Origin of the sequence: Leisingera caerulea DSM 24564 (assembly GCF_000473325.1) — a bacterium.
Taxonomy (GTDB): domain Bacteria; phylum Pseudomonadota; class Alphaproteobacteria; order Rhodobacterales; family Rhodobacteraceae; genus Leisingera; species Leisingera caerulea.
This window is the reverse complement of sequence record NZ_KI421513.1, coordinates 799,730-825,803: the sequence shown is the minus strand read 5'-3', so window position 1 is coordinate 825,803 and position 26,074 is coordinate 799,730. Positions and strand designations below refer to the sequence as shown.

The window sequence follows — 26,074 nt, the reverse complement described above, 5'->3', positions numbered from 1 at the left end:
CGCTGTCCGCGCCGCAAGCGGCACGTCCGGGAAGGGGAGACGCATGACCGATCCCTCGCACGATCACGCTGGCCTCGGCGATACCTTCGCCTCACGCCGCAGACAGCGGGCTGTAAACCGCTTCGTCCGGCTTTTCGGGGCATGTGTTTTTATGGCGCTGTTTTTCTATGGAATTTGGGTCGGGCAAACATGGGTTGCTGTCGTAGCGATTTGCATGCTGACGCCGATGCTGCTGGTTTTTGCAGCCAGGTTTCCGGTTGCACTCGATCCAATTGTGGAGCCGAAACACTGCTTGTCAGCAAGCGATGCAATGCGGTCGCGCGAGGTTTGGCTGCAATTCTTCAAGCGGAATTGGTTTGTCGTCGCCAGTTTGTCTTTCACAGGATTTCTATTGCTTCACACAGGATGGCTGCCCTGGGTTGGTGCTGTGGGATTTTGGGTCTTTGCCATTCTGGCGGGTTTCTTGCATGCGAAATCGTCTGTTGACCTGAGAAGGGCGTGCGCATGACCGATCCCTCCCACGACCACGCGGGCCTTGGCGATACGTTCGCCTCGCGCCGGTATTTCAAGAAGTTCGAGACCATCATCCGGCATCTGACCCGGGTGGCGGCGGCAATGCAGGCGGAGGGGCGGCTGTCGAAGTCCGATGTGAAGGTGCTGACCGCTTACCTGATGCGGCTTAACTTCACCTTCCGCGCGCTGAGCATGAAATACCTGATGGCGGGGCGCGATACGGGCCGCTTCTTTGGCAGCCTGGCGATGGACAAGCGCGACAGCGGCTTTCCGGTTGCCGCGGAACTCATGACCATGGCCAATGACGCCCAGCAGGCGGAGCGGCACCTGGCCAATATGGCGAGCGAGGCGCAGCTGAAGGACGATATGGTGCGCACCATCATCTCCGACCGGGCGGTGCCCTCGAAGCTGCAGTTCGCCCTGTCGCAGCGGCTGTATTATCAGGAGCTGCTGAAGGGGCAGCTGTTCTGGACCCAGAACGACCCGGAATGCGAATGGCTGGAAAACATCCGCGAGCGGCGCAGGCGGTTCCTGCTGCATTGGGCGGCCTATGACAGCCAGGTGAACCTGCCGGTGATCTACCTGATGGAGCTGGAGGACAGCGGCAAGGTGGCGTTGCCCAAGGATGAACGCCGCTGGCCCGAAGTGCAGGCACATCTGATGGCGCAGGCGCTGGCCGGGTTGAAGCTGGTGACGATTGCCAAGGGATTTGACGAGGATTTCGCAGACCTTCACCCCAAGCATCTGCGCCGCTACCATGTCGGGCCGATGTATTCCTCGGCCTATACCGAGCAGTCCGGGCCGCTGCACCGGGTGCTGGAGGAGGCGGAGGCGCCTGCGGGCCAGGACTGGGCCCTGGCCTGGACGCTGGAGGAGCTGGAGAGCGAAGACGTGCGCGAGGAGCGCGCAGGCTGGTTCGGCACCGTGGAGCGGGAGATCTTTGCGCTCGACCCCTTTGGCGGGCGCGGCGCAGATACCGGGGCAACCCGGACCCAGCGCGCCATCATCCTGCCGCAGCGACCGTTCCAGGTGCTGGCAGAGCTGGATCCGCCGGGGTTTGGCGATGTGCAGAAATTTGTAGTGAGTCCGTCGGGGCAGGTGCTGAGGTACTAGGGGCCGGTCTTCAGGAGAAGGTGGCCCAGGGAATTGAATAGGTGAGGAATTGGGAATGCGAACAGGGTACTTTTCTAGATCGAATTGGTACCTTTTCTTGTCGTTCTTCTTGGCGCTTGGAGAAGGTTTCCTCGGGTTTGTGCCGAACAAGAGCGGAGAGATGGCAAGCTACTACAATTTCCATGCCTTTTTGTCCGGCTTCTGGTTGGCGGTTTTCGTTTTTCAGATGCAGGCCTTAATTAGCAAGAGCGGCAAGAACACAGCTGCTCCTGTTGATTAATAGTCTTCGCCTGGCAAAGGCCAAGAGAGGCGTAGAAATGGTGCCAGCAAAACAAGGCCCATGCGAACAAGTGCTCAGGTATTGAAGCCTGCGCCTGTTGCGGGGGCGGGAGCCTCCGGCGTGAGTATTTTGGGAAAGATGAAAGCGGGTTGGATTGTAACCCGCAATCGACGGATTGAGAGGGTGAGATGAGCATTTCAGGCAATCAGATGGAGCTGCGGGAAGAGGATATCCGCAAGCATTACGCGGCGGCTGCCGCTATGCTGGAGGGGTTCGACCACACCCCGCGCATCGCCAAGCCGCAGGCGGAGGGCAAGGTCCCGGAGCGCTCGCCCGGGATTGCCCGCACGCGGCGGTTCCGCTCCACCACGCCGGGACTGGTCACACGCTCCACCGCGCGGCCCGAAGGGGTGCATCTGATTGCCCGCATCGAGGCGGCGGATGAGGATGATCCGCTGACCTCACCCCTTCAAGCAACCTTGCAGCACGCCTTGCGCCGGGCCTTGGCGGTCTCCCTGGCGATGGGGGAGGCTTATGCGGAGGCTTCGGGCCTGGCGGATCTGAAGCGGGCTAATCTGGCTGGATCTTTGGATGCAGCGCGCAAGGGGGAGTTCACCGAACTGCTGGCCGCCGAGGCGCTGATTGCCGCGCATGTCTTTGCCAATGCCACGGCCTATCTGCTGGCACCGCACGGCTCTGAGGTGCAGGCCGAGGTTGGCGAGGCGGAGGAGCTGCTGACCGACAACGCGCCGCTGGCCTTGCACGGGGCGCTATGGGAGCTGGACCAGAAGCTGGCGCTGCATGCACTGGATGATGTGCATCTGATTGCGGCCGCCGCGGCCTATGCCGAGCAGCTGATGGAGAAGGCCGCCCTGCGGGCGCAAAACGCGCCGCGGCTGGAGACATTCACCGCGGCTTCTTGGCGGGTGGAGGCGGATGATCTGACCATCAGCGGTTTTGAACCGGCGGCGAAAGCAAAGTCCACAACGCTCACCATGGCGTTCAAGAAGCCGCATGAGGTGGTGGGCAACCATATCGCCAAATACCAGGCCTTAAGGCTCTCCAAGATGCTGATGGCCTATGACTTTGACCGCCGCCTGAACCCGTTTGCCGAGATGGGCGGCTTCATCTTCACCTTCATGGGCGACGGCAAGCCGGGGACGGGCAAGACAACCCTCATTCAGATGATGGCCGGGCTGATCCATGATTATTGCCAGAATGCTGGCTATGCCTTCCGCTACCAGAATTTCGGCATCGACAATATCGACAGCTATCAGGGCAAGTCGGGGCAGAACGCCAAATCGTTCATCCAGAATGTGATCGACCCGGGCGTGATCGGCTTTGGCACCATCGACGACATCGACCAGATCGCGGGCAAGCGCGGCGACCGGCAGTCCTCTGCGGGCCAGCAGGAGGTGACGGCGGTGTTCATGGAAGCCTTTGCCGGCGCCAATACCGTGGTGCGCGGCAACTGCACCTTCGGCATGTTCTCCAACTACCCGGAGAATGTGGACGACGCCCTGCGCCAGCGGGCCGGCGCGCGCTTCCTGGTGGACGGGCCGCAGACGCGGGAGGATTACATCGACATCCTGACGCTCTTGATGGGCAAGAACCATGCGATCCCGCTGGGGGAGCATGACCTTTATGGCGCGCAGGAGATCAAGAAGGCGGTGGCGCGATCGTTTGAGGCGCACAACCGCCCGCAGGAGCCGGGGCTGATGGAGGTCTTTGAACGGGTGCACGACCAGATTGGGGAGCTGGATGATCTGGCCAAGCTGGGCACCTATCTGAAGGCCATTCAGCAGGCGGATGAGCGGTTTACCGGCCGAGCCGTCAAGAACATCACGGATGCGGTCAAGGTCCGGGCGATGGACTTTGAGCTGCCGGATGAATGGATGGAGAACCCGGAGCTGTTCCTGTTCAAGGATTACGAGACCAAATCCGCGATGATTGCGGAGCTGCGGGTGCCCATCACGGTCGACATGGTGGTGCAGGAGATCAACCGCTACGCCGACAGCGAGTTCCGCTATGCCGACAAGTCGGATGAGATGGCGATTGAAAACATGGTGCGCGATTTCGAGCGGCAGGAAGAGGCCAAGCGGCGGTATTTGGAGGGGAAGGGGTGACTGTTGCGCGCAACATGAGGGCTGAGCCTGTCCGCGGGCGGAAGCGAAGCGCCCGCCCGTTTTGCCGGAGGCAAACCTGCGGTTTGACGGGGCGGACGGGCGCTGCCCGAGCCGCAAGCGCCTCGGGTCGGGAGGTTTTTCAGCGTCGTCAGGAGGTTTCTGAGTGATCGACTGGGCTACAAATCACTGGCGTTCTATTCGAAGAGGTTTGAAAAGTGACCGTCCAATGGACGTGGGTAAAACGATCACAAAGGCCTTTCTAGCAATTGTCATTGTGTTGGCTTTGCTACCGCAGTTCACGAGTGACGGTGGTTGGCAACTGCGTGGCTGGGCGCTGATTACATCTCCGCCAAATGAGATTGGAGATACCTTCGCTGGTGTTGCCGGAGTTCTCGCTTTTCTATGGATTATCGTAACGGTTTGGCTTCAGAGCCAAGAACTGGCCGCGCAGCGGGAGGAGCTTGCTGCTACACGATCTGAACTGAAATTGGCTCGGGAAGCTCAAGAACAGCAAGTCGTAGTGATGAAAGAGCAGGCTGAAGTCTTTCGTCATGAACAAAGAAACAGAAAGGAGCTAGAAGCAGAAAAACTCTTCAACGAGAAAATGAGATCATTGATCGCCGAAATAAAGGAAACTGGTTCAAAGGGCATTAATTGGGCATTCTCCAACGGTCCTTTTATAGATGAAGATTTCGGGTTTGATGGAGAAGTCCATGGTCTGTCGTTGGATAGGTTCATCGATGAGGACGTCTCAATAGACGAAGCCATTTCGAAGTTTCATCAGAGACTTTCGAGTATGCGCGACGCTCTTTGGGACTATCTGCATCAATCGGTTGACTATCGCCTTCCTGCAAGAACTGATTCTATTCAGCAAATAGCGAAGAAGCTTGAGAATATTGACGCGATGCGTAGTGATCTTTCACCTTCTCAGCAAGAGCGCCTATCTAGAATGAGATTAAGTGAAATTTCCGCCGCTCTGTTACAGCTTCAAGAAACGCCTGAACTATGGAAGGAGGCCGCCAAATGAAACGCCTCATCCAGCATGGCCTGATGTTCGGCAATCTCTTCCATGTGACCTCGCCCGCGCTGGTGGAGCGGTATAGGCGCGCGCTGAAGCATCTGACCGGCAAGACCACCCAACTCACTGATTTCCACGTCGATATCTCGGGCTTTTCACCGGAGGTCGGGGATGAGCTGGGGGATGATCACTATCTGAACCATGCAGGCGTGAACCGGCAGTTCATCCTGCTGTCGACCGAGCAGAAGCGCTGCCCGCTGCTTCACGTGAAATTCTCCACCAGCCGGGACATCCTGCGCCGGTTTATCGAGGTGAATGAACGCCAGCTGTTTGCGCTGACCGCGACGGATGCGGTGGCGGGCGAACTGGTGAATTCGGTGTTTGAGGTGTCCTCGCCCGCGCGCCTTTTCGACATCCGGCAGGTGCGGATCGAGGCGGATACGACGCGCGGCACGCTGCGCCATGCGGATCGGCTGGCGGCGCTGGTGGAGCGGTTCAAGACCGGGGAGGATGCCTGGTTTGATGATGCGCTGATCGGGGAGATGATTGCGACGGCCGAGAAGACCGGCGATGTGACGCGCAATCCGGTGCATCTGGAGCATGAGGTCTTTGAGCAGGCGAATTTCTGGACTGCGCATTTCGGCGGGCTCTATGTGTTTCAGGACGTTGAACATCCGGCGGTGATCGCCAGCGGGGCAAAGCCGGAAGGCGTGCCGCTGAAACGTGTGTTTGACCTGAGCGAGCGCAATGCGATTGCCCGGTTCCTGGAGCTTAACCGGCTGGCGGAGCCGGTGATACGGGCGCGCGGCGTTGATGGCGCGGCGATCCTGCGGCAGAAAATGGGGTTCCTGGCCGTGTCTGTGCTGACGGAGAAGGGCAGAGATCTATCGGGCCTGTCACGGTCCGACCTCCGGCGGATGGCGGCGCGGCATGCGGATGAGCTGCCGGCAGAATTCGAAGGGCTGGCGGCGCTGGTGCGTTGGGCCGAGGGCGGCGGCAAGTGGCCGCGGATTTCCTCGGACCACCCGGCCTATTTCTATAGTCTGAGGGCCTCGGACACGCCCTGCCGCGATCTGGTCAACATGCTGCTGGCAGAGCTGTGCCCGCATGACTTCCGCCAGATGTTCATCTGCCACAAGGAAGAGTTTTACCGGCAGTACCGGCGCTGGCCGGAAACCAAGAAAGCCTATGCGGCGGAGTTCCTGGCGCGGGAGTATGCGGTGGATAAGGCGGGCGCGCGGGAAGCGCTGTTCGGGCATGAGCCGGATATGGAAGGGCGGATGCCGAAGCTGCCGCGGAACCGGCGCCGGGGGGTGGTAGAGCGGGTTGGCCCTTGGGGTGCGGTGAACCGGGTGAAGGGGCGCTAGAGATGTTCGGCTTTATCCGCCTGCTCCTGATCCTGATGGTGGTGCTGACCGTGGCCTATGGCGCGGTGTCGCTCTACTCGCGCGAGGTGCGGCGGGCGAAGCTGAAGCGGCGCTGGAAAGACAAGGGGTTGACCGGCGACCGCGCGGCCTTCATCCAGCGGGGGCTGAGGCAGTATGACCGCTCGTTCCGGCGCAAGCTGATCCTCCTGGTCTATATCGTTCCGCTGGGAGCCATCGCGCTTCTGGTCTATGTCATTAACTTTATGTGAGGAGCTGTCCCGTGCGTTTCATCAAATGGGCCTTCCTGATCACCTTCTGGGTGCTGTTCGGCGCCTTCCTGCATTACACGCTGCCGCAGTATGACGTGGTGCGCATCGTCAATACCTATGAGGAGCGGCAGGAGCTGAACGACTGGACCCGCATTTTCTGGTCCAAGCCCGACGACCAGTCGGCGCAGCTGATCAACCGCGATGTGCAATTCATCCAGGGTGTGCGCCCCAGCGGCCGCGCCATTGTCTACCGCAACGAGGACACGGGCTGGAGCTGGCCGCCCTATTTCAAGTTCGACACAGCCAATCTGTACACGGACGCCAATGACAGCATCTCGACCAGGGCCAACCCGGAGTGGGTGGCGGTGACTCATTACGGCTGGCGCAACGAGTTCCTGTCGATCTTCCCGAATGCGGTGTCGATCAAGCCGGTGGCAGGGCCGGAGGACAAGCCGACCAATTGGTTCACGATCATCTTCCTGGTGCTGCTGGCCGCCATCCTGTGGGCCATCTACGTGCGCTGGCGCCGGTTCCGGCGGGCGCGGATCGAGCCGATGATCGAAAGCGCGGAGGACAGCCTGTATGCGGCGGGCGATGCGATCGCCGAGCGCAAAGGCCGGTTCCGCCGCTGGCTGGACAGCTGGAAATCGAAGTAAGGAGAGGCCGCTGGTTGGGCGGCTCTGAAAGACGAAAGCGGATGCGCGGGCCTCGATGGCTCCGCGCATTTTTTATTCAATACGGTCAAGCACCCAGTTTAGAGCCAGTGTGAATTTGTCAACTGACAGCGCCCCTGCCGGTGCCGCGGCGGCGGCAAAGGCGAACCCGTGTGTGTAATCCACGAGCAGGCAGAGAAGGGTGCGGGCCTCTGCGCCCTTCACGCCTGCGGCGGTGATTTCCGCCTCGATCAGCCGCGTCAGCCCGGTCAGGGAGGGGCCGATCAGGGACGGATTTTCCAGGATGCACTTCGCGAGTTCCGGGTGCCGGGTCACCTGGGTGCAGTAGCGTGTCATCAGCTCGCGGAGCCGCAGCTTGGGCGTTGCTGCTTCTGACGGGGTGTCTGAACCTCCAAACGCTTTTGCCACAAGGCTGGCGATCATCTCGTCCCGGGTGCCGGCGTGATGGGCCACCGCCATCGGGGTGACGCCAAGCGCATCTGCAAGCGCCTTAAAGGTCAGGGCCTTGCTGCCGCCCTCGTCGAGCAGCTGCATGGCCTTATCCAGCACATCATCCTTGCTGAGGATCCGGCTGCCCTTGGGTGGGCGTCCCATGCGCGGGGGCATTGGTCAGACCACCCGGAACTTGCTCTGGACCATGCCGGTGGGAAGGATGCGGGAGCTTGCCACCTGGAGGTCGATGTCCTGGTCGAGGCTGCCGAACAGCGGGATGCCGCTGCCGATCAGGATCGGAACCGTTGTGATGGTCAGATCGGCGATCAGCCCCTGGCGCAGGAAAGACTGCACCAGCCGCCCGCCGTCGATGTAGGCGCGGGTCCAGCCCTCTTTTTGCAGTTCCTGCATCAGGTCTGCGGGTTCAGCGGTGCTGAGGCGCACCTTGTCCTTCAGCCCTTCGGGAATGTCCTGTCCGGTCAGGCTTCTGCTGAGGACCACAACCGGCTTGCTGTAGGGCCATTGGCCGAATTCCAGAAGGGTGCGGAAGGATCCTGTTCCCATGACCAGCCCGTCGACGCTGTCCATGAAGGCGGCAAAACCGCCATCGTCGTTTTCGGTAGCGGGCTGTTTGGACAGCCAGTCCAGTGAATGGTCCTGGCGGGCCACGAAGCCGTCGAGGCTGGCGGCGATGAAGACGTGTCCGGTGGTCATCGGCCGCTCCTGTGCTCTTAAAAAACTATACGGCATATAATTAATCGCGCTTCGCGTTCCAAGAGGCCGGCGCAAGATACGCTGCCTGCGAATCGCTTCGGATTGGCCGGTGGCGCCTAACCGCATGAAAGATAAGCGCTTGCCGCAAACAGACTGGCGGATGCCGGTTTGAGATTCTGGACACCCCTGTCCCTGCTGGCACGGCAAACATGCATGTCTTTTTCCGGTTTTGGCGGGTCGGATTTGTCTCCGCCCTTACGCCGGGATTAGGGCAATTTGCGCCTCAGCAAGGTGCCGCCCCTTGGGGCGGAGAATTGGGAAGCTGGTGAAATTCCGGCACTGCCCCCGCAACGGTGACCCCGGGCAAGGCATGGCGAGAAACCACTGAGGCCAGAGGCTTCGGGAAGGTGCCAGGCCCCGCCGCCGAATGGCCCCGGGACAGTCCGGAAACCAGCCTTGCCCTAGAAACGTCAACCGCGGGCGGCGGCGGGGCGGTTGCAGGCGCGTGGCCTGCAATCTCTCTATCCATGCCCGCAGCCAAGCCAACCTGCCGCGGGGATGCGGCAAAGGAGAGAAGCAGATGCTTCACGACAGCGACATTCTGGCCAAGCTGATGGCCCGTCAGAAAAACTATTCCCTGGAACAGGCGTTTTATACCGATCCGGGCGTGCTGGATCTGGACATGCGGCAGATCTTCTACCGTGAGTGGCTGTTTGCCATTCCCGCCTGCGAAATCCCGAAGGCGGGCAATTTCGTGACCCATCAGGTGGGTTCCTACAATGTTATCATCGTGCGCGGCACCGATGGCGAGGTGCGCGCCTTCCACAACGCCTGCCGCCACCGCGGTTCGGTCGTGTGCAAGGCGAAGAAGGGCAACGCGCCCAAGCTGGTCTGCCCCTACCACCAGTGGACCTATGAGCTGGACGGCTCGCTGTTGTGGGCGCGCGACATGGGGCCGGATTTTGATGCCTCCAAACATGGGTTGAAACCGGTGCATTGCCGCGACCTGGCCGGGCTGATCTATATCTGCCTGGCAGATGAAGCGCCGGATTTCGATGCTTTCGCAGACGTGGCCCGCCCCTATCTGGAGCCGCATGACCTGAGCAACGCCAAGGTGGCCTATGAAAGCTCGATCATCGAGAACGGCAACTGGAAGCTGGTCTGGGAGAACAATCGTGAGTGCTATCACTGCGGCGGCAACCACCCGTCGCTGTGCCGGACATTCCCCGAAGATCCCTCCGTCACTGGTGTTGAGGGTGGTGAGACCCCGCCGCACCTGCAGAAGCATTTCGACCGGATCGAGGCGGCGGGCGTGCCGGCGCAGTTCCAGATCAACGCGCGCGGCCAGTACCGCGTGGCCCGGATGCCGCTGAACGAAGGCGCTGAGAGCTATACCCTGGATGGCAAGGCGGCTGTTGCCAAGAAGCTGGGTCGGGTGCCGTTCGCCGATGCGGGCACGCTCTTGAAGTTCCACTATCCAACCACCTGGAACCACTTCCTGCCGGATCATTCCATCGTGTTCCGGGTGACCCCGATCAGCCCCACTGAGACCGAAGTCACCACCAAATGGCTGGTGCACAAGGACGCGGTCGAGGGCCAGGACTATGACCTGAAGCGGCTGACCGAAGTCTGGGTTGCCACCAACGACGAGGACCGCATCGTGGTCGAGGACAACCAGCGCGGTATCAACTCGCCCGCTTATGAGCCCGGCCCCTATTCGGAAGTGCAGGAAAGCGGTGTCATCCAGTTCTCCAACTGGTATGCCGAGCACCTGACCCGCGCGCTGACCGGCCGCCACCTGATCGCGGCGGAGTGACGGCATGGGACTGCAAGCCAATTTCGAGACGCTGGACGAAACCCTGGCGTGGAAGGACGACGAGATGCTGGAATGCGTCTCGGTCGTGCCGGAGGCGCCGAACACCGCCACCTTCAGCTTCCGCGCGCCCTCCGGCGCGTGGTTCAAGTATCAGCCGGGCCAGTTTCTGACGCTGGAGCTGCCGGTGCCGGGCGGGACCGTCTGGCGGACCTACACCATCAGCTCCTCGCCCTCGCGGCCGCTGTCGATTTCGGTCACAGTGAAGGCGCAGGCCGACAGCATCGGCACCCGCTGGATGCTGGACAACCTGCGCCCGGGCATGTTCCTCAAGGCGTCCGGCCCGGCAGGCGTGTTCACGCTGCCCAAGCGCCCGAACGGCAAGTTCCTGTTCATCTCCGCAGGCTCTGGCATCACGCCCAGCCTGTCGATGACCCAGTACCTGTTCGACCGCGGCCAGTCGCCGGACGTCTGCTTTATCAACTGCGCCAAGCGGCCCAGCGAGATCATCGCGCGTCAGCAGCTGGAAAGCATGGCGTCGCGGGTGCCAGGGATCAAGCTGAACTTTGTGGTGGAGGAGGACGATCCCTATCAGGTCTGGACCGGCTACCGCGGGCAGCTGAACCAGATCATGCTGGGCCTGATCGCCGGTGATTACCTGGAGCGCGAGGTCTACTGCTGCGGGCCCGAACCGTTCATGCAGGCGGTGCGCGACATGCTGAACGGCCTGGGCTTCGACATGGAGAACTACAACCAGGAAAGCTTTGGCGCGCCGGTGGAGACCGAGGCAGACGCGCCCGAGCTGGACGATGTGGTTCCCGAGGAATCCGCAGCCGCCGAGATCACCTTTGCCGCGTCGGGTGTCACTGCCAATTGCACCGAAACCGACACGGTTCTGGCGGTGGCCAAGGCATCGGGGCTCAACATCCCGTCGGGCTGCACCTTCGGCATCTGCGGCACCTGCAAGGTCAAGAAGACCGCGGGCGATGTGCATATGGTCCACAACGGCGGCATCTCGGAAGAAGATGTGGAGGCAGGGTATATCCTGGCCTGCTGCTCCAATCCGATTGGCTGGGTTGAGGTCGAGATCTGACCACAGAAAGGGGCGCGCGCCGGGTCTGGCACGCGCCCCTTTCAATTGCAGGCCCCGATCAGGCTTCCAGTGCCAGCTTGTGCACGTGAATTTCGTTGATCGGGTGGCTTTCGGCGCCGACCACACCCGGGCGGGCGTGGCGGTAGAGCGAGCGCCAGTAGGGCTGGATGATGGTGCCGTCCTCACGCAAGAACGTCTCGATGCCTTCCATGTGGCCGCGGCGGGTGTCGGCGTCGGCAATGGCCGAGGCGGCTTCCAGCATGGAATCGAACTCTGCACTGGCGAGGCCGGTTTCGTTCCAGGCCACCCCGGTCTTGTAGGCCAGCGTCAGCACCTGCACCCCCAGCGGGCGGTGGCCCCAGTCAGTTGAGCTGAACGGGTATTTGTCCCAGTCGTTCCAGAAGGTGTTGCCGGGCAGCACCGTGCGTTTGACCTTGAGCCCTGCATCGCGCATCTGCGCCGCCAGGGCGTCGGTGGTATTGCGCCGCCAGTCGTCGTCGATGGAGATCAGCTCGTGCTCGAAATCGAGCATTCCGGCCTCCTCCATCAGCTGGCGCGCGGCGTCTGCATCGCGTACCGGCGCACCGATATCGGCGTATTCCGGGTGGATCGGGCAGACATGGTGGTTCTCGGCCAGGGTGCCGCGGCCGTCGTAGCCGAGTTCCAGCAGCACCGCATTGTCGCAGGCCAGCGCCAGAGCGCGGCGGACGCGGGCGTCGGCGTAGGGCTGTTTCCCGTCCACCTCGGCGTTGCGGTTGGTGCGCAGCACCAGGGTGTTGGCCGAGACCGACTCGCTGACGTTCCAGCCAATGGAGGTGAAGATGTCGACATATTCGCCCACGGTTTCGTAGGTCATGTCGATTTCTTCCGACTCCGCCGCCGACAGGTGGGTGGCGCCGTCGGTGCCGAAGTCGATGAACTCAATCCGGTCCAAATGGGCGCCTTCACCCCACCATTCATGGTCCGGGTTCTTCTCCAGCACCGCCTTCACGCCGACCTCGTATTCAACCAGCTTGTAGGGGCCGGTGCCGATCGGGTCGGCGCCCGGGTCGCCTGACCAGCCGTCCGGCACGATCGCGGCGGGGTATTCGGTCACCGCCGGGATGATGGTGATGTCGGGGCGGGTCAGCTTCACCTTGAGGGTCAGGTCGTCGACCACCTCCAGCGCGCCCTCGGCGGGGCCGTCGCCAGCCTCGTTCTGCAAGGAGCCCATACGGGCCGCCATTGAGTTGCCTTCCCATTTGCCATTGCACCAGCGGGCAAAATTGTAGGCCACGTCCTTGGCCGTCAGGGTGCCGCGCCCATCGTTCCAGTTCACTCCGGGGCGGATATGCAGCAGGTACTCGGTGGCGTCCTCGTTGACTTCCCAGCTTTCCAGCAGCCGGGGTTCAAAGGTTCCGTCGGCGTTGTACTGCACCAGGTATTCCATATAGCCGCGCACCACATTGCCCAGCTGCGGCCAGTTGAACAGCGGCGGATCCAGCAATGCGCGCACCACTTGCTGGATGCGGATGGTGCCGCCCTCCTGGACATTGGCGGCTGCTTGCACCGGCTGGCTGAGGCCGATCATGCCATAGGCGGCAGAGGCGGTCACACCCAGCGCGGTTGCGCGGCTCAGGAACTCACGCCGGTCCAGTTTGTGTTGCGCAACTTCCCTGGCATGCATCCGCACCGCGGGGTGGAAGGTTTCCCTGTTGTAGTATTTGGTCATTGTCTGGTCCTTCGGTTGAACACATCTGCCCCTAGCATGAAGCAGCGGTGAAGCTTGTAAAGTGCTGGATGGTTGCGCAGCGCGCCCGATCGGTCCGGCGAGGCCTCAGGGCAGACCGCCGGTCTGCCAATCAGACACCTGGATGAGATGGCGGCGATCCGGTCGAAACCCTGCCAAATGCCCCAGCCGAATTTTCCGGCCGGCAGCTCCGTCAGATGAGGATTAACTGACATCCGGTATCCCTGCTTCCTGTGATCTGCCGGTTGCTGCCGCCGGGGGGCGCGGCCTTAACAGAATTTGCGCAGGGCTTTTCTGTTATAAAAACTCTGCCTTTTGCAGTAAGCAATTATTTATGGATGACATTAGCAGCATTAATAGGAAGCTCAGCTACAACCTGGTCGCGCTTCACACGTTCGACCTGGTGGCGCGGCATGGCAACTTCACTGGCGCGGCAGAGGCGCTGGGGCTGACGCAGTCGGCTGTTTCACAGAAGATCAAAGGGCTTGAGACCGAATTGGGCATTGCCCTGTTCCGGCGCGAGCACCGCGGCGTGTCGCTGACAAACGAAGGTGTGCGGCTGCTCAATGTGGTGCGCCCGGCGATGACGCAAATCGGCAATTCCCTGGCGTCGCTGCTGGAGCGCAAGTCCCGGCCGAGGGTGCGGATTTCGGCGGATTTTGCCTTTGCCAGCTTCTGGCTGCTGCCGCGGCTGTCGCATCTGCGGGCGGAGCTGGGGGATGAGATCGAGATCCAGATCCTGGCCAGCCAGGTGCCGCCGGATGATTACGGCGAGGATTGCGATATCAAGATTCACGTCGGCCCGCGCAGCAGCATGGGCGGCGGTGACGTGATGCTGCTGCAGGAGCGGGTCGGGGCGGTGTGCAGCCCGGCCTATCTGGAACGGCACGGCCCGGTGTCCTCGGCCGCCGGCCTGCTGGATTGCCAGCTGCTCAGCCTGTCGAAACCGGCCTCGGCAGAGTGGCAGACCTGGCAGGGGTGGTTCGACCGCCTGGGCATCACGGGGGAGCGGTCGAAGCATTACATCAGTTTCAACAACTACGACATGGTGGTTCAGTCGGCGGTGTCCGGCGACGGCATTGCGCTGGGCTGGCTGGGGCTGATCGACCGGCTGCTGCAGAGCGGCGCGCTGGTGCAGGCGGTGCCGGATGTGGTGGCAAGCGATGCCGGCTATGTGATGTCGCGCGACTATTCCAGCCGCCTGCAGGGGCCCAGCCTGGTGTTCGACTGGATTGCCGAGCACTTGGCAGTGGCCGGCAGGCTGTAGCGGCGCTACCAGCCGCGGCGGCCCAGCAGGGCGTGCAACCGGTTCTGCGGCGCAAAGGCATCGACCGGGGCAGGCCGGGTGAGGCCCGCCAGCACCCTGTGCACCAGAAGCCCGCCAAGCCCGGCAAAGATCATCCCGCCTGCGGCCTGGCCCAGAAGCACCCCCGGCGCACCGGCCAAGTGGCCGCCCAGCACCGCCAGCGGCCAGGTGCCCAGGGTGTGGCGGCCCCAGTTGATCCAGGTGGAATAGACTGGCCTGCCCAGGTTGTTGAAGCTGGCGTTCTCGACAAAGATCACCCCGTTGAAGAAATAGGCCAGCGCCAGCGGCCCGCAGAACAGGTAGATCAGCCTGCGGGTCTCCCCGGTGGCTGAGAACAGATCGGCTATCGGCACCCTGAGCGCAAACAGCACGACGGCCATCAGCAGCACGTAAACAGCGGTAAAGGTAATTCCGGCCGCAAAGGCCTGGCGGACGCGGGCGAACTGCCCGGCGCCGAAGTTCTGGCCGATGATCGGGCCAATGGCGCCCGACAGCGCAAAGATCACCGAGAACGCCACCGGCATCAGGCGGCCGATCACCGCCATGCCGGCCACCGCTTCAGTGCCGAACTGGGCGATCTCGCGCAGCACAATGGCATTGCCGACCGGCGTGGCGATATTGGTCAGCACCGCCGGCACCGCAATCGACCGGATCGCCCGCAGATCGCCGGCAATCTGCCCGAACGCAGGCCGCATGAACCCCCGGTGCACCCGGATAGCGGGCCAAAAGGCAGCGCCGAGCATGCAGGCCCGGGCCAGCACAGAGGCGATGGCCGCCCCGTCCAGCCCCAGCCCCAGGCCAAAGATCAGCAGCGGGTCCAGCACCGCGTTCAGCCCGCCGCCGTAAAGCGTCGCCACCATCGAGCGGCGTGCGTCGCCATGGGCGCGGAGCACCGCCATGCCGGTCATCGCCAGCGCCATTACCCACATCGTTGGCAGGATGATCCAGACATAGCGCATCGCCCGCCTCAGCACCTCGTCCTGCGCACCGAGCAGCGTCAGGATCTGCTCCAGATAGGCCAGCACAACGACCGGCATCACCAGCCCCGTCAGAACGCCAATAGCCGCGACGCTGGTGGCGTAATGCCGGGCCTGATCCGGCCGGCCCGCCCCCAACTCCCGCGCCACCAAGGAGCCTGCGGCAATTGACAGCCCGATATTGATCGAATTGGTGAAGAACAGCAGGGTGCCCGCATAGCCCACCGCAGCCGCCAGCGCGTCATTGCCCAGCATGGCGATAAAGGCCATGTCGACGAAATCGACCGCAAACATCGCCATCAGCCCGATGCTGGCCGTCAGCGACATGCGGGTGACATGCCGCATCAGGCTGCCGGTCAGGAAGACGGCCTTGCGTTCTGCCTGGTCTGCCATCCTTTACCCCTTTTGCTGTTCGGGTTGCTGATCAGCGCCGGGCGGCCCCTTTCACCGGCCCATGACGAGGCCACAGGTTGCGGCTTGTCAATCTCTTGCCGTTGCATGCGCGGCAGCCGCCTCAGTCGTCAAACAGGCAGCGGGTTGCGGCAATCTCCATCGCCTTGCCGCCGGACACATTCAGGAAACCGCTGAGCTGACTTGCGTTTTCCTCCGGGCTGGCCCCCTCGCGCAGGTGATACAGCTGGCTGTAGCCCGCATCCCGAATGCGGTCGCTTTCGTGCAGGATATCGTTCCGGATCGTCGGCAGCAGCCGTTCCAGCGTCAACTGCGGCGTGCGCTCGCCCGCGAGGCCAACCCGGTGCGCATGGCCGATCAGGTAGTCGTCGCTGAACGCGCACTCAATATGCAGGAACCGGGTCGAGGAGCGGTCGGAATGGAAATCATTCATCAGGTCGATGGCAGCAGGGTCCAGGCAGATAATCAGCTGATCCGTCCCGTAGTATTCGAACAGCATCCGCACCAGCGCCCGGCGGTGGCGGGTGCGCTTCATCAGCGCTGCCTGGATGCCGCCAAGGTCGGGCAGGGCGGTGTCTTCTTCGTTGAACAGATACTCAATGGCGGGGATGTTTGTCACCTGGCGGATCTGCCCCAGCAGCCGCTTGGCAACGTGCCATTTCTTGCAGACCACGATCAGCAGTTCACGCTCGCGCCCCAGGGTGCTTTCGGTTTCCCAGAACCGCGGCGCAAAGCGGCGCCCGATGCGGCCGCGCTGGGCCAGGAATCTGTACAGGCTGCGGCCCTCGTTGGAGATCTGGAAGTCGGCGCCTTGCGCCGCATAAAGCCGTCCCAGGCGTGATTTCAGCTCCTTGGCGCCTGGGCTGATCTTGCGGGCAAACAAAAAGTCCTGGCTCAGCAACAGATCATAGTGGTCGTTGTAGAAATTCACCGGCATCCCGTAGTCGGTGAACATCAGGAACGTGAGGGTGCGGCTTTCGATTTCCGCCTCAGGGACCAGGTGGCGCACCAGGGTCTGAAAAAACGTCTCATCCGGAATCCAGGTGGTGCGGAAGAAGCGTATCACGTCGCGGCGCTTGCGGATGAACTTCAGGATCCACTCCACCGTGCGGCGGCGCAGGCACCACCACTGGCTGCCGATCTGCACCTGTATATCGGACGGTATCCCGCGTTGCAGCCCCAGCCGTTTCTGCAGCCCGTGGCTCCAGTAAAACAGCTGCTTGTGCTTGCGCTCATTGAAAAAGTGCCGGTAGATCAGCCGGTCTTCCTTCATGCCGGTCTTGATCCAGTCGCTTTCGAAGAAATCGAAGCTCTCAATGAAGTCTTTATCGTGCTCGTCGAGGAAGCGGCGGGCATATTCCGCCGTCTTCACCGCCATGCAATCGCCCGACAGCATGTAGAAATGGGTGGCGCGCGGAAACTCCTCCACTGCGCTGCGCAGCGCCTGCAGGGTGGCCTGCACCAGCGACCATTCCCCCCAGCCGCATTTGATCCGCTTTCCGGCAAACGCCACATTGGGGTTGCCGGCCAGCTCTGCCCGGATCCGCTGATAGTCTTCCGCCGCTGCCCGCCCGTCGAAGTGAATTGCCATGTAGTCGCCGGCCGCAGTCAGCTGTTCAGCCTGCTGGATAATTGCCTCGGGGTCTTTGTGGCAGAGCAGGATATATGCGATTTTCGCCATAGGAGGGACGGAGCGCCTTGTCTTGCCTGATTGTTTCTCTTGATAAGCGGGCTGAGAGTACGAATAAACCAGATAGTTCCCGTTTGGGTAAACATATGCGATTAGTGCTGGAACACAGCGCAAGAAGCAAATGAGGGCAGCAGATGGGGTTTCCCGGCACCTGGATGACGGAAAGTGAAAGCGTGGTCTACAGGGTTGTGCCGAAATGCGCCTGCTCGACGATCGGGCAGATCCTCTATTACTCCGATCACGGGCGGTTCTTTGACGGTGACATCCACGACGCCGAGGACGGCCTGCACAAATGGGCGCTGGAGCACAGCCAAAAGCCGATCACCCGCAATGTGCAGGGGCAGCGGGCCTATGCCTTCACCTGCGTGCGCAACCCCTATACCCGCATCCTCAGCTCCTTTTTCGACAAGATCTGCGGCATCCAGCGCAACGGCCGCCGCTACCGCGGCAACCTGGTGCCGAAGCTGGTCTATGAATACGGGATCGAGGTCGGCGGCGACGACGGCAAGCAGGAGTTCGACCAGATCGCCAGCTTCCGCCGGTTCCTGCTGTTCGTGCGCGACACCATCCGCTGGCGCCGCCCGATGGACCCGGACATCCACTGGTCGGCGATGTCCGGGCATGTGTCGACCTTCATCCTGAACGGCGGGCGCTACAACCGGATCTTCTGGACCGAGGCTTTCAACGACGGGATGCAGCAGGTGCTGGACGCGATCGAGACACCGCATGCCGTCGACCTCGCCGCAATTCCGCGCTTCAACGAAAGCGAAGGCCACGGCCCCAAGCGGGCGCACCCGGTGGAGGATTACTTCGACGACCTCTCGATGCATCTGGTCTATGAGATCTACAAGCGCGATTTCGAGCTGTTCAAATATGATTTCGAGAACCCGGCCAACAAGATGCCGGTGGGCGAGATCGACCTGGACGAGGTGCACGCCAAGCTGGGGGAGTAGCCGGGCCGGGGCGCAACGGGAGCTCCCGCGCCTGTGGCGCAGCATCGAAGATGCCGCGCCAAGCCTTGGGCCCGGCGCCGCTGGCGCGGCGCGGGCGGGTGCTGCAATTGGCCATCCGGCTTCACCTTTGCCCAAATACTCCCGCCGGAGGCGCGCCGTGCGTCAGCACGGCGCTTGGCCCAACGCGGCTTGGCGTGCTGGCGTCAGCCAGCGGGCCATAGCTGGGGCGGGAGAGCTTTGCGGATGAAGGAAGTTTGCTGAGAAGCGGTCTCAGGCGCGGGACGCAAAAGAAAACCCGCCGCGTTTGAGCGGCGGGTTTGGCATCTCCCTGCGAGTGTCCTGCCTTAGTCCTCGTCAGGCAGCGCGCGCACGGCGCCTTTGGCGGCAGAAGTGGCCAGCAGCGCATAGGCCTTCAGCGCCTTGGAGACCTTGCGCTTGCGCGGCTCGGCCGGTTTCCAGCCCTTGGCGTCCTGCTCTTCGCGGCGCGCGGCCAACTCCTCGTCGGAGACCGCCAGGTGGATCGTGCGGTTGGGGATGTCGATCTCGATCTTGTCGCCCGGACGCACCAGGCCGATGGTGCCGCCTTCGGCTGCCTCGGGGGAGACGTGGCCGATCGACAGGCCCGAGGTGCCGCCGGAGAAGCGGCCGTCGGTCAGCAGCGCGCAGGCTTTGCCGAGGCCCTTCGATTTCAGGTAAGAGGTCGGGTAGAGCATTTCTTGCATCCCCGGGCCGCCGCGCGGGCCCTCGTAGCGGATCACCACCACATCGCCTTCCTTGACCTTGCCGGTCAGGATGTCGTTCACCGCCGCGTCCTGGCTTTCGCAGACATAGGCGGAACCGGTGAACTTCAGGATGTGCTCATCGACGCCCGCGGTCTTCACAATGCAGCCGTCCCGGGCAATGTTGCCGAACAGCACAGCAAGCCCGCCGTCCTGGCTGAAGGCGTGCTCCTTGGCGCGGATCACGCCGCCTTCGCGGTCGGTGTCCAGCTCCTTGTAGCGGTTGGCCTGGGAGAACGCCTGCGTGGTGCGCACGCCGCCGGGGGCAGCCTTGAACAGCGCCTCAGCCTCCGGATTGTTGGCGACCTTGATGTCCCACTTGGCAATCGCTTCGCCCATGGTGGCGGTATGCACGGTGTGGCAATCCTCGTGCAGCAGCCCGGCGCGGCTCAGCTCGCCCAGGATCGAGAAGATGCCGCCCGCGCGGTGCACGTCCTCCATGTGGACGTTGTGGATGTTCGGCGCCACCTTGCACAGGCAGGGCACCCGGCGGCTGAGACGGTCCATGTCGGACATGGTGAAATCCACCTCGCCCTCGTTGGCGATGGCCAGCAGGTGCAGGACGGTATTGGTGGAGCCGCCCATGGCGATATCGAGGCTCATCGCGTTCTCGAAGGCCTCGAAAGTGGCGATCTCGCGCGGCAGGAAGCCCTTTTCCTCGTCCTGGTAGTGGCGCTTGGTGATCTCGACGATCTTGCGGCCTGCTTCCAGGAACAGCTCCTTGCGGTCCGCATGGGTGGCGAGCGTCGAACCGTTGCCCGGCAGCGCCAGCCCCAGCGCCTCGGCCAGGCAGTTCATCGAGTTGGCGGTGAACATGCCGGAGCAGGAGCCGCAGGTCGGGCAGGCGTTTTCCTCGATGTGCTTGACCTGCTCGTCGGTGAACTTGTCATCTGCCGCGGCGACCATGGCGTCCACCAGGTCGATCTTCTTCATGTCCAGATCGGCGATGTCGATCTTGCCTGCTTCCATGGGGCCGCCGGAGACAAAGATCGCCGGGATGTTGAGGCGCATGGCGGCCATCAGCATGCCTGGAGTGATCTTGTCGCAGTTGGAGATGCAGACCATGGCGTCCGCACAGTGCGCGTTGACCATGTATTCGACGCTGTCGGCAATCACTTCGCGCGAGGGCAGCGAGTAGAGCATGCCGTCGTGGCCCATGGCGATGCCGTCATCCACTGCGATGGTGTTGAACTCCTTGGCGACGCCGCCGGCCGTCTCGACCTCGCGGGCGACCATCTGGCCCAGGTCCTTGAGGTGGACGTGGCCGGGCACGAACTGGGTGAAGGAGTTGACGATGGCGATGATCGGTTTGCCGAAATCATCATCCTTCATGCCGGTGGCGCGCCACAATCCGCGCGCGCCCGCCATGTTGCGGCCATGGGTGGAGGTTCTGGATCGGTACTTTGGCATCAGGCTGGTTCCCTTAGTCTTTGCCCTCAGGGACACGATTTGCGCAATAAAGGCAACCGGGCGGGGCTCTCTTCGGTAATATTGGCGCAGTTTGCGCCGGATTTCAGTGGCGAAATGTCTCTGGGGGTGTTTCCTCAGGCGCGGACCGGGACCGGTTCGGGGGGCTTCAGCCAGTGATTCACCGCAAGCCCCAGCAGCAGCGCCCAGAACGGCGCGCCGATTCCCAGGAAGCTGATGCCGGAGACCGTGGTCATGAAGGTGATCAGCGCCGCCTCGCGCCCCTGCGGCTCCGCCAGCGCAGCGGACAGGCTGTTGCCGATGGTCGCCAGCAGTGCGAGGCCCGCGACAGTAGCGATCAGTGCCTTGGGTGCGATCAAGAACAGGCTGATGACGGTGGCGCCGCCGAGCCCCACCAGGATGTAGACGAGGCCCGTCATCACGCCCGCCAGGTAACGAGTGTCCGGGTTCTCGTCTGCCTCGGGGCCCGCGCAGATGGCGGCGGTGATGGCAGCGAGATTGAAGGCGAAGCCGCCGAAAGGGGCCAGGATCAGCGAGGCCAAGCCGGTGACAGTGAGGCTGGCGGAGACCGGAGGTTCATAGCCGCAGGCCTTCAGCGCGACCACGCCCGGCATGTTCTGTGAGGACATGGTGACGATGTAGAGCGGCAGGCCGATGCCGATCAGCACCGGAAGCGAGAAGGCGGGCATCACGAACTCAGGCAGGGCGAGTGTAAGGTTCAGCGCTTCCAGGTTGCCGAATGCTCCGGTGCCTGCGCACCAGGCTACGCCCGCAGCGAGCACCGCGGGGATACAGTAGCGGGGAAACAGCTTGCGGCCTGTAAGGAAGGTAAGGCCCATGACAGCGACCAATGCAGTGTCGGTTTGCAGCGACGTGAAGGCCGAAAGCCCGAACTGGAACAGGATGCCCGCCAGCATGGCGCTGGCCAGGCTGTCGGGGATCAGCCGGGAGAGCGCGGCGAACCAGCCGGTGATGCCGGTGAGGGTCAGCAGGGCTGCGCAGAGGAGGAAAGCACCCACCGCCTCCGCCAGCGGGACGCCATTGAGGCTGACCGCCAGCAGCGCGGCGCCCGGTGTCGACCAGGCTGTCAGGATCGGCATCCGGTAGATCAGCGACAAAATCAGGCAGGTGATGCCCGTGCCCAGCCCCAGCACCAGCATCCAGCTGTTGGCCTGCGCCTGCGTGGCACCCACCGACTCGATCGCCTGAAAGATGATCGCGACCGATCCGGTGTAGCCGACCAGAACCGCGACGGCGCCGGATACGATATGCGACAGTTTCAGATCCTTGAGCATGCGGGTTTTCCTCTGGCGCCGGATCGGGTAGGGGTTTCGTGCGTTATAGCGCACACTACACGCCGTGCGTTATAGCGCACAAGGCTTTTTTGACGGGCAGAAACAATGAGCGATGACGGCATCACCCTGAACCTGCGGGAAATCCGGTCTGCGGCGGGGCTTAGCCTGTCCAAAGCGGCAGAGATCACCGGTGTCAGCAAGGCGATGCTGGGCCAGATCGAGCGCGGCGAATCAAGCCCGACAATTGCGACGCTGTGGAAAATCGCCAAGGGGTTCCACCTGCCGCTGACCGCTCTGCTGGGAGAGGCGGCGCGGCCGGTGAGCGCGGCAACGGGTGTTTATGAAACGGTGCAATTCCCCGGCAGCATCGGGGTCAAGATCGTCTTTCCATTCGACCCGCTGCTAGGCGCCGAGACCTTTCAGGTCACGCTGAAGCCGGGCCAGAGCCACCAGTCTCAGCCGCATGACACCGGCGTGACCGAGGAAGTCTTTGTGCTGCATGGGTCGATGGAGGTGCTGAAAGACGGCCAGTGGGTGGCGCTGGAGGCAGGCCAAGGCCTGCGCTTTGCCGCCGATCAGCCGCATGGCTACCGCAGCCTGGAGACCGGTGCGGCCTTCCTGAACATGCATCACTACCGGCAGGCGGGTCTGACGCAGCGGGATTGAATTGCTTCACTTGTGCATTGTTGATCAGCTCCCTACCACTTGCCCAAGCCATTGACGTTCAGGGATTTGAGGAGCACCGGAATGGACACGCTGCGCGGAAGTCTTCTGATGGTGCTGGCCATGGCGGCCTTTGCGCTGGAGGACATGTTCATCAAATCCGCCGCTGCCAGCCTGCCGGTGGGACAGATCCTGATCCTGTTCGGCCTGGGCGGTATGGTGCTCTTTGCTGCGATGGCGCGTGCGCAAGGTCACGCCCCCTGGCACCCGGGCTTTGGCACGCGCCCGATGCTGTGGCGTTCTGTGGCAGAGGTCGCAGGACGCTTGTGTTACACACTGGCGATTGCGCTGACGCCTTTGTCCTCAGCCTCGGCCATCTTGCAGGCGACGCCGCTGGTGGTGGCGGCCGGCGCGGTGGTGTTCTTTGGTGAAACCGTCGGGTGGCGGCGCTGGCTGGCGATCGGGCTGGGCTTTGCCGGGGTGCTGCTGATCCTGCGGCCGGGTCTCAGCGGGTTTGAGCCTGCCTCGCTGTTTGCGGTGGCCGGCACGCTGGGGTTCGCGGGCCGCGATCTGGCCACCCGCGCCGCACCCAGGGATATGAGCAACAATCAGCTGGGTTTCCTGGGCTTTGCCATGCTGGTGGTTGCCGGCGCGATTGCGCTGGGCTGGACCGGCGGCGCTGTCTGGCCGGCCCCGCGCAACTGGCTGGATATCGCGGCGGCGACGGTGATCGGGGTTATTGCCTATAACGCCTTGTCGGGCGCGATGCGGGCGGGCGAAATCTCTGTCATAGCACCGTTCCGCTATACCCGGCTGGTCTTTGCCATGGTGCTGGGGGTGCTGGTGTTCGGCGAGCAGCCCGATGCGCTGACCCTGATCGGCAGCGCAGTGGTCGTAGGCAGTGGTGTTTTCACGCTGCTGCGCAGCCGCAAGATGTGAGCGCCATCTTGCGCCCGCCGCTGCGCGGCCTTACATCTGCCGCCCATGGCCAAGAAAAAGCAGACATCAGACCCGAATTACAAGGTGATCGCCGAGAACCGGCGGGCGCGCTTCGATTACGCGATCGAGGACGACATCGAGTGCGGCATCGTGCTGGATGGGTCCGAGGTCAAGGCGCTGCGCGGCAACGGCACCAATATCGCTGATTCTTATGCTGCGGTGGAAAATGGCGAGCTGTGGCTGGTGAACTCCTACATCCCGCCCTATGAGCAGGCCAAGGTGTTCAAGCATGAGGAGCGCCGCCGCCGCAAACTGCTGGTGTCCAAGAAGGAATTGGCGGATCTGTGGAACCTCACGCAGCGCAAGGGGATGACGCTGGTGCCGCTGGTGATTTATTTCAACCACAAGGGCCGCGCCAAGATCAAGCTGGGCATCGCCAAGGGCAAGAAACTGCACGACAAGCGTGAAACCCAGGCCAAGCGCGACTGGGGCCGGCAGAAGCAGCGGCTGTTGAAAGACGCGCGGTAAAGCCTCCGGCGAGCGCTCGTACGGCTCCCTTTCGCCTTTGTGAAACTACTCCCGCCGCAGGCCAGCGCCGCAAGGCGCTGTTCGATCCTCACTGGTTATTGCATTTCCTGACTAAATAGGTCAGAAAAATACTGCCCAGCAGATTCGCCTCTGGATCAGGCCCGGTCGGAGAGGAGAGCCCGCCTGCTGCCCAAACTTCACCAGGGGAAAGCGAATGAGGGAACCTTCGCACGAGGCCGGGCTGGCGGCGCATGGGTTTGACGCCTTTGAGACCGGGCTGCTGCCGGTCATGCGGCAGTTTCTGCTGAGTTACGAGACACCGGAGAGCCAGGCGTGGCAGAGGGCCTACATGGTGGCTGCGGAGCGCTGGGGCGAGGCCATCGGCCTGCCGGCGGCGCACGCGCTTATGAAATTGCTGCGGGCGGTGCTGGACTGCCGCGACCGGCAGTTTGCGTCCATCGACCCCTTCGACCTGGGGCTTCGCGGGACGTTGACCCCGGATGAGGCGGCGCTGCTGCAGATGCTGCACCACATGCGCCGGGACCAGACGCCGGGGGCGCGCGAAGCCGTCGCTGAGGTGACAGGCGGGCATATGGACCCGCATGTGATCCGGGCGGGCCTCGCCTTTGCGCACCGGTTTCCTGCGGGGCAGGCGGCGGCCCGGCCGGAACCGCCGCGCTTGCGGGTGGTGGCCTGAGGTCTTGGGAAACCGCCAGTGAACCAGCCTGATGCCGCGGCAGAGGCCGGGAAGGCCGGTAGGACCTGACGGATCACTGATGGCCGGTGATGTATTCCGTGATCTTTTCCCGGCCCAGCAGTCGCTTGCGCGACGTCAGCGAGGGGCCGGCAAAGACGATCCGCAGGCTGTCGATCTCCAAAAGCGGTTGCAGCGCCGCGGCAGGCAGGCCGATCACCCGCAGAATGGCAAGCTTTCTCAATCCGGTGAGCGGGGTCAAATCGCGGATGCCGGTCCCGGATATGCTGAGCTCCCACAGGTCGTGCATATCCTGAACCCCGTCCAGGTCCGCGACCGCCGTATCGGTCACCGAAAGCTCCCGCAGGTTCTTGCCCGCGAGCGGTTTCAGGCTGGTGACCGCGGTGCCCTTGAGGGTCAGCTTGCGCAGCGCGTTCAATCCGGTCAGCGGTGAGAGATCGCTGACCTTCGTGCCGTCCAGCGCCAGTTCATTCAGGCTGGCCGCATCCGCGATCGGCGCCAGCTCCGCCACCGGTGTGTCCGACAGGATCAGGGTTTGCAGCGCCGGCTTGTTCTGCAGCCCCTCCAGGCTTTGCAGCCGGGTGCCATCGGCCCGCAGCATCTCCAGCCGGTCCGAGGCGGCCAGTGTGGCGACGCTTTCGACCGGGCAATTGGAGATCCAGGCCACCCGCAGATTTGCGGCCGCCAGCGGGCTCAGGTCGGAGACCTGTGTGTTGAAGGCCAGAAAGACCTCCAGTTCTTGAAGACCCTCCAGGGGGCTCAGGTTGGTGACGCCGGAATCGGCGATGTTCAGGCTTTGCAGCCGCGTCAGACCGCGCGCGAAGGACAGATCGGTGACCTCTTTAATGCCCCAGACCGACAGGTGCTCCAGCCCGGCCATGCTGGCCAGCGGGTTGAAGTCCGGCGCGTGCACAGAATCAAGGCTCAGCCGCTTAAGCCCCGGCAGCCGGGTGAGCGGTGCTAGGTCCGGCGCGGTGATGCTGACCAGCGCCAGCCGCTCCAGCCCGGGCAATGCCTCCAGCGGCGACAGGTCGACCGGCGCGTCAAACCGCAGATCGGCCATCAGTGTCAGTTCCCTCAGATGCGTGAACCGTTCCAGCCCCTGCAAGTCCGGTGTATGGCTCCCGATCCTGATCTGCGCCTTCAAGTCATTGTCATTTATGCAAGTTTTTCCAATTTCCACGCAACTTGCGCGCAGCGCCTGGGGGCTGGCCAGCGAAAGGAAAACGAGGAGGGCTGAAAAAATGCG

The 26,074-nt window shown here is 62.8% G+C and carries 23 protein-coding genes and 1 riboswitch; of the genes, 15 read left to right on the top strand and 8 right to left on the bottom strand.

All coding sequences use genetic code 11. From position 1 onward, the window contains the following. Positions 1-43: 43 nt before the first annotated feature. The 7 genes from CAER_RS0111250 to CAER_RS0111215 all read left to right on the top strand — a co-directional run bounded on the left by CAER_RS0111250 (position 44) and on the right by CAER_RS0111215 (position 7,342). A complete protein-coding gene (locus CAER_RS0111250; RefSeq protein ID WP_027235456.1) occupies positions 44-508 on the top strand; it encodes a hypothetical protein in 465 nt (154 codons plus the stop codon). Beyond that, on the top strand, positions 505-1,626 hold the full coding sequence (locus tag CAER_RS0111245; protein ID WP_027235455.1) for a hypothetical protein: 1,122 nt from the start codon (positions 505-507) through the stop codon (positions 1,624-1,626). The genes CAER_RS0111250 and CAER_RS0111245 overlap by 4 nt, the downstream gene beginning before the upstream one ends. A 468-nt stretch (positions 1,627-2,094) precedes the next feature. Continuing rightward, positions 2,095-4,032 carry an AAA family ATPase gene (locus tag CAER_RS0111235; protein WP_027235453.1) on the top strand — a complete coding sequence of 646 codons (1,938 nt, stop codon included), beginning with the start codon at positions 2,095-2,097 and terminating at the stop codon, positions 4,030-4,032. A gap of 163 nt (positions 4,033-4,195) precedes the next feature. Further along, on the top strand, positions 4,196-5,059 hold the full coding sequence (locus tag CAER_RS0111230) for a hypothetical protein (RefSeq protein ID WP_154667764.1): 864 nt from the start codon (positions 4,196-4,198) through the stop codon (positions 5,057-5,059). Beyond that, complete coding sequence (locus CAER_RS0111225; protein WP_027235451.1) at positions 5,056-6,417, top strand: DUF6638 family protein; 1,362 nt, start codon at positions 5,056-5,058, stop codon at positions 6,415-6,417. Before CAER_RS0111230 ends, CAER_RS0111225 begins: the two co-directional genes overlap by 4 nt. Before the next feature lie 2 nt (positions 6,418-6,419). Continuing rightward, positions 6,420-6,686, top strand: coding sequence for a hypothetical protein (locus tag CAER_RS0111220; RefSeq protein WP_027235450.1), 267 nt, complete (start codon positions 6,420-6,422; stop codon positions 6,684-6,686). An 11-nt stretch (positions 6,687-6,697) separates the two neighbouring features. Continuing rightward, positions 6,698-7,342: a DUF1523 family protein gene (locus tag CAER_RS0111215; RefSeq protein WP_027235449.1), complete on the top strand. Its 645-nt coding sequence runs from the start codon at positions 6,698-6,700 to the stop codon at positions 7,340-7,342. 72 nt (positions 7,343-7,414) lie between these two features. Here CAER_RS0111215 and CAER_RS27920 read toward each other — a convergent pair whose 3' ends face one another. Then, positions 7,415-7,954: a TetR/AcrR family transcriptional regulator gene (locus tag CAER_RS27920; RefSeq protein WP_051357772.1), complete on the bottom strand. Its 540-nt coding sequence runs from the start codon at positions 7,952-7,954 to the stop codon at positions 7,415-7,417. Between the two features lie 15 nt (positions 7,955-7,969). Beyond that, positions 7,970-8,506 (bottom strand): dihydrofolate reductase family protein, encoded by a 537-nt coding sequence (locus CAER_RS0111205; protein ID WP_027235448.1) that lies wholly within the window; start codon positions 8,504-8,506, stop codon positions 7,970-7,972. A gap of 272 nt (positions 8,507-8,778) precedes the next feature. Beyond that, a riboswitch (cobalamin riboswitch) is annotated at positions 8,779-8,979 on the top strand. 107 nt (positions 8,980-9,086) lie between these two features. Here CAER_RS0111205 and CAER_RS0111200 point away from each other — a divergent pair. Continuing rightward, complete coding sequence (locus CAER_RS0111200; protein ID WP_027235447.1) at positions 9,087-10,322, top strand: aromatic ring-hydroxylating oxygenase subunit alpha; 1,236 nt, start codon at positions 9,087-9,089, stop codon at positions 10,320-10,322. A 4-nt stretch (positions 10,323-10,326) separates the two neighbouring features. Then, complete coding sequence (locus CAER_RS0111195; RefSeq protein WP_036797252.1) at positions 10,327-11,412, top strand: FAD-binding oxidoreductase; 1,086 nt, start codon at positions 10,327-10,329, stop codon at positions 11,410-11,412. Between the two features lie 58 nt (positions 11,413-11,470). Here CAER_RS0111195 and CAER_RS0111190 read toward each other — a convergent pair whose 3' ends face one another. After that, positions 11,471-13,123: an ABC transporter substrate-binding protein gene (locus CAER_RS0111190; protein ID WP_027235445.1), complete on the bottom strand. Its 1,653-nt coding sequence runs from the start codon at positions 13,121-13,123 to the stop codon at positions 11,471-11,473. A gap of 352 nt (positions 13,124-13,475) precedes the next feature. Here CAER_RS0111190 and CAER_RS27915 point away from each other — a divergent pair, with 352 nt between their 5' ends. Further along, a complete protein-coding gene (locus CAER_RS27915; RefSeq protein ID WP_051357771.1) occupies positions 13,476-14,408 on the top strand; it encodes a LysR family transcriptional regulator in 933 nt (310 codons plus the stop codon). A 5-nt stretch (positions 14,409-14,413) separates the two neighbouring features. On the opposite strand, the gene CAER_RS0111180 is transcribed toward CAER_RS27915, so the two are convergent. Both CAER_RS0111180 and CAER_RS0111175 read right to left on the bottom strand, forming a co-directional pair. Continuing rightward, positions 14,414-15,817 carry an MATE family efflux transporter gene (locus CAER_RS0111180; RefSeq protein WP_027235444.1) on the bottom strand — a complete coding sequence of 468 codons (1,404 nt, stop codon included), beginning with the start codon at positions 15,815-15,817 and terminating at the stop codon, positions 14,414-14,416. A 121-nt stretch (positions 15,818-15,938) separates the two neighbouring features. Continuing rightward, positions 15,939-17,516 (bottom strand): DUF5928 domain-containing protein, encoded by a 1,578-nt coding sequence (locus CAER_RS0111175; RefSeq protein WP_027235443.1) that lies wholly within the window; start codon positions 17,514-17,516, stop codon positions 15,939-15,941. A gap of 143 nt (positions 17,517-17,659) precedes the next feature. Here CAER_RS0111175 and CAER_RS0111170 point away from each other — a divergent pair, with 143 nt between their 5' ends. After that, positions 17,660-18,478, top strand: coding sequence for a sulfotransferase family protein (locus CAER_RS0111170; protein WP_027235442.1), 819 nt, complete (start codon positions 17,660-17,662; stop codon positions 18,476-18,478). 344 nt (positions 18,479-18,822) lie between these two features. Here the strand turns inward: CAER_RS0111170 and ilvD are convergent, their stop codons facing one another. Together ilvD and CAER_RS0111160 are read right to left on the bottom strand one after the other, a co-directional pair. Next, complete coding sequence (gene ilvD / locus CAER_RS0111165; protein WP_027235441.1) at positions 18,823-20,667, bottom strand: dihydroxy-acid dehydratase; 1,845 nt, start codon at positions 20,665-20,667, stop codon at positions 18,823-18,825. Between the two features lie 134 nt (positions 20,668-20,801). Continuing rightward, entirely contained in the window at positions 20,802-21,980 is a 1,179-nt protein-coding gene (locus CAER_RS0111160; RefSeq protein WP_027235440.1) for a benzoate/H(+) symporter BenE family transporter, read from the bottom strand. Positions 21,981-22,085: 105 nt separating this feature from the next. On the opposite strand from CAER_RS0111160, the gene CAER_RS0111155 reads away from it, so the two are divergent. From CAER_RS0111155 to CAER_RS0111140, 4 genes are all read left to right on the top strand, one after another. After that, positions 22,086-22,646, top strand: a complete 561-nt coding sequence (locus tag CAER_RS0111155; protein WP_027235439.1) for a helix-turn-helix domain-containing protein — start codon at positions 22,086-22,088, stop codon at positions 22,644-22,646. An 81-nt stretch (positions 22,647-22,727) separates the two neighbouring features. Then, complete coding sequence (locus CAER_RS0111150; RefSeq protein ID WP_027235438.1) at positions 22,728-23,582, top strand: DMT family transporter; 855 nt, start codon at positions 22,728-22,730, stop codon at positions 23,580-23,582. Positions 23,583-23,627: 45 nt separating this feature from the next. Further along, positions 23,628-24,110 carry an SsrA-binding protein SmpB gene (gene smpB, locus CAER_RS0111145; protein ID WP_027235437.1) on the top strand — a complete coding sequence of 161 codons (483 nt, stop codon included), beginning with the start codon at positions 23,628-23,630 and terminating at the stop codon, positions 24,108-24,110. Positions 24,111-24,324: 214 nt separating this feature from the next. Continuing rightward, complete coding sequence (locus tag CAER_RS0111140; protein ID WP_027235436.1) at positions 24,325-24,807, top strand: hypothetical protein; 483 nt, start codon at positions 24,325-24,327, stop codon at positions 24,805-24,807. 73 nt (positions 24,808-24,880) lie between these two features. On the opposite strand, the gene CAER_RS0111135 is transcribed toward CAER_RS0111140, so the two are convergent. Beyond that, on the bottom strand, positions 24,881-25,972 hold the full coding sequence (locus CAER_RS0111135) for a leucine-rich repeat domain-containing protein (RefSeq protein WP_245597356.1): 1,092 nt from the start codon (positions 25,970-25,972) through the stop codon (positions 24,881-24,883). Positions 25,973-26,074: the final 102 nt, after the last annotated feature.

Bases quoted from the DNA above. Each gene is read 5' to 3' on its own strand.
- CAER_RS0111150 (WP_027235438.1), top strand. From the start codon at position 22,728: ATGGACACGCTGCGCGGAAGTCTTCTGATGGTGCTGGCCATGGCGGCC.
- CAER_RS0111155 (WP_027235439.1), top strand. From the start codon at position 22,086: ATGAGCGATGACGGCATCACCCTGAACCTGCGGGAAATCCGGTCTGCG.
- smpB (WP_027235437.1), top strand. From the start codon at position 23,628: ATGGCCAAGAAAAAGCAGACATCAGACCCGAATTACAAGGTGATCGCC.
- CAER_RS0111245 (WP_027235455.1), top strand. From the start codon at position 505: ATGACCGATCCCTCCCACGACCACGCGGGCCTTGGCGATACGTTCGCC.
- ilvD (WP_027235441.1), bottom strand. From the start codon at position 20,667: ATGCCAAAGTACCGATCCAGAACCTCCACCCATGGCCGCAACATGGCG.
- CAER_RS27915 (WP_051357771.1), top strand. From the start codon at position 13,476: ATGGATGACATTAGCAGCATTAATAGGAAGCTCAGCTACAACCTGGTC.
- CAER_RS0111170 (WP_027235442.1), top strand. From the start codon at position 17,660: ATGGGGTTTCCCGGCACCTGGATGACGGAAAGTGAAAGCGTGGTCTAC.
- CAER_RS0111160 (WP_027235440.1), bottom strand. From the start codon at position 21,980: ATGCTCAAGGATCTGAAACTGTCGCATATCGTATCCGGCGCCGTCGCG.
- CAER_RS0111250 (WP_027235456.1), top strand. From the start codon at position 44: ATGACCGATCCCTCGCACGATCACGCTGGCCTCGGCGATACCTTCGCC.
- CAER_RS0111200 (WP_027235447.1), top strand. From the start codon at position 9,087: ATGCTTCACGACAGCGACATTCTGGCCAAGCTGATGGCCCGTCAGAAA.
- CAER_RS0111180 (WP_027235444.1), bottom strand. From the start codon at position 15,817: ATGGCAGACCAGGCAGAACGCAAGGCCGTCTTCCTGACCGGCAGCCTG.
- CAER_RS0111195 (WP_036797252.1), top strand. From the start codon at position 10,327: ATGGGACTGCAAGCCAATTTCGAGACGCTGGACGAAACCCTGGCGTGG.
- CAER_RS0111190 (WP_027235445.1), bottom strand. From the start codon at position 13,123: ATGACCAAATACTACAACAGGGAAACCTTCCACCCCGCGGTGCGGATG.
- CAER_RS27920 (WP_051357772.1), bottom strand. From the start codon at position 7,954: ATGGGACGCCCACCCAAGGGCAGCCGGATCCTCAGCAAGGATGATGTG.
- CAER_RS0111140 (WP_027235436.1), top strand. From the start codon at position 24,325: ATGAGGGAACCTTCGCACGAGGCCGGGCTGGCGGCGCATGGGTTTGAC.
- CAER_RS0111175 (WP_027235443.1), bottom strand. From the start codon at position 17,516: ATGGCGAAAATCGCATATATCCTGCTCTGCCACAAAGACCCCGAGGCA.
- CAER_RS0111205 (WP_027235448.1), bottom strand. From the start codon at position 8,506: ATGACCACCGGACACGTCTTCATCGCCGCCAGCCTCGACGGCTTCGTG.
- CAER_RS0111225 (WP_027235451.1), top strand. From the start codon at position 5,056: ATGAAACGCCTCATCCAGCATGGCCTGATGTTCGGCAATCTCTTCCAT.
- CAER_RS0111235 (WP_027235453.1), top strand. From the start codon at position 2,095: ATGAGCATTTCAGGCAATCAGATGGAGCTGCGGGAAGAGGATATCCGC.
- CAER_RS0111220 (WP_027235450.1), top strand. From the start codon at position 6,420: ATGTTCGGCTTTATCCGCCTGCTCCTGATCCTGATGGTGGTGCTGACC.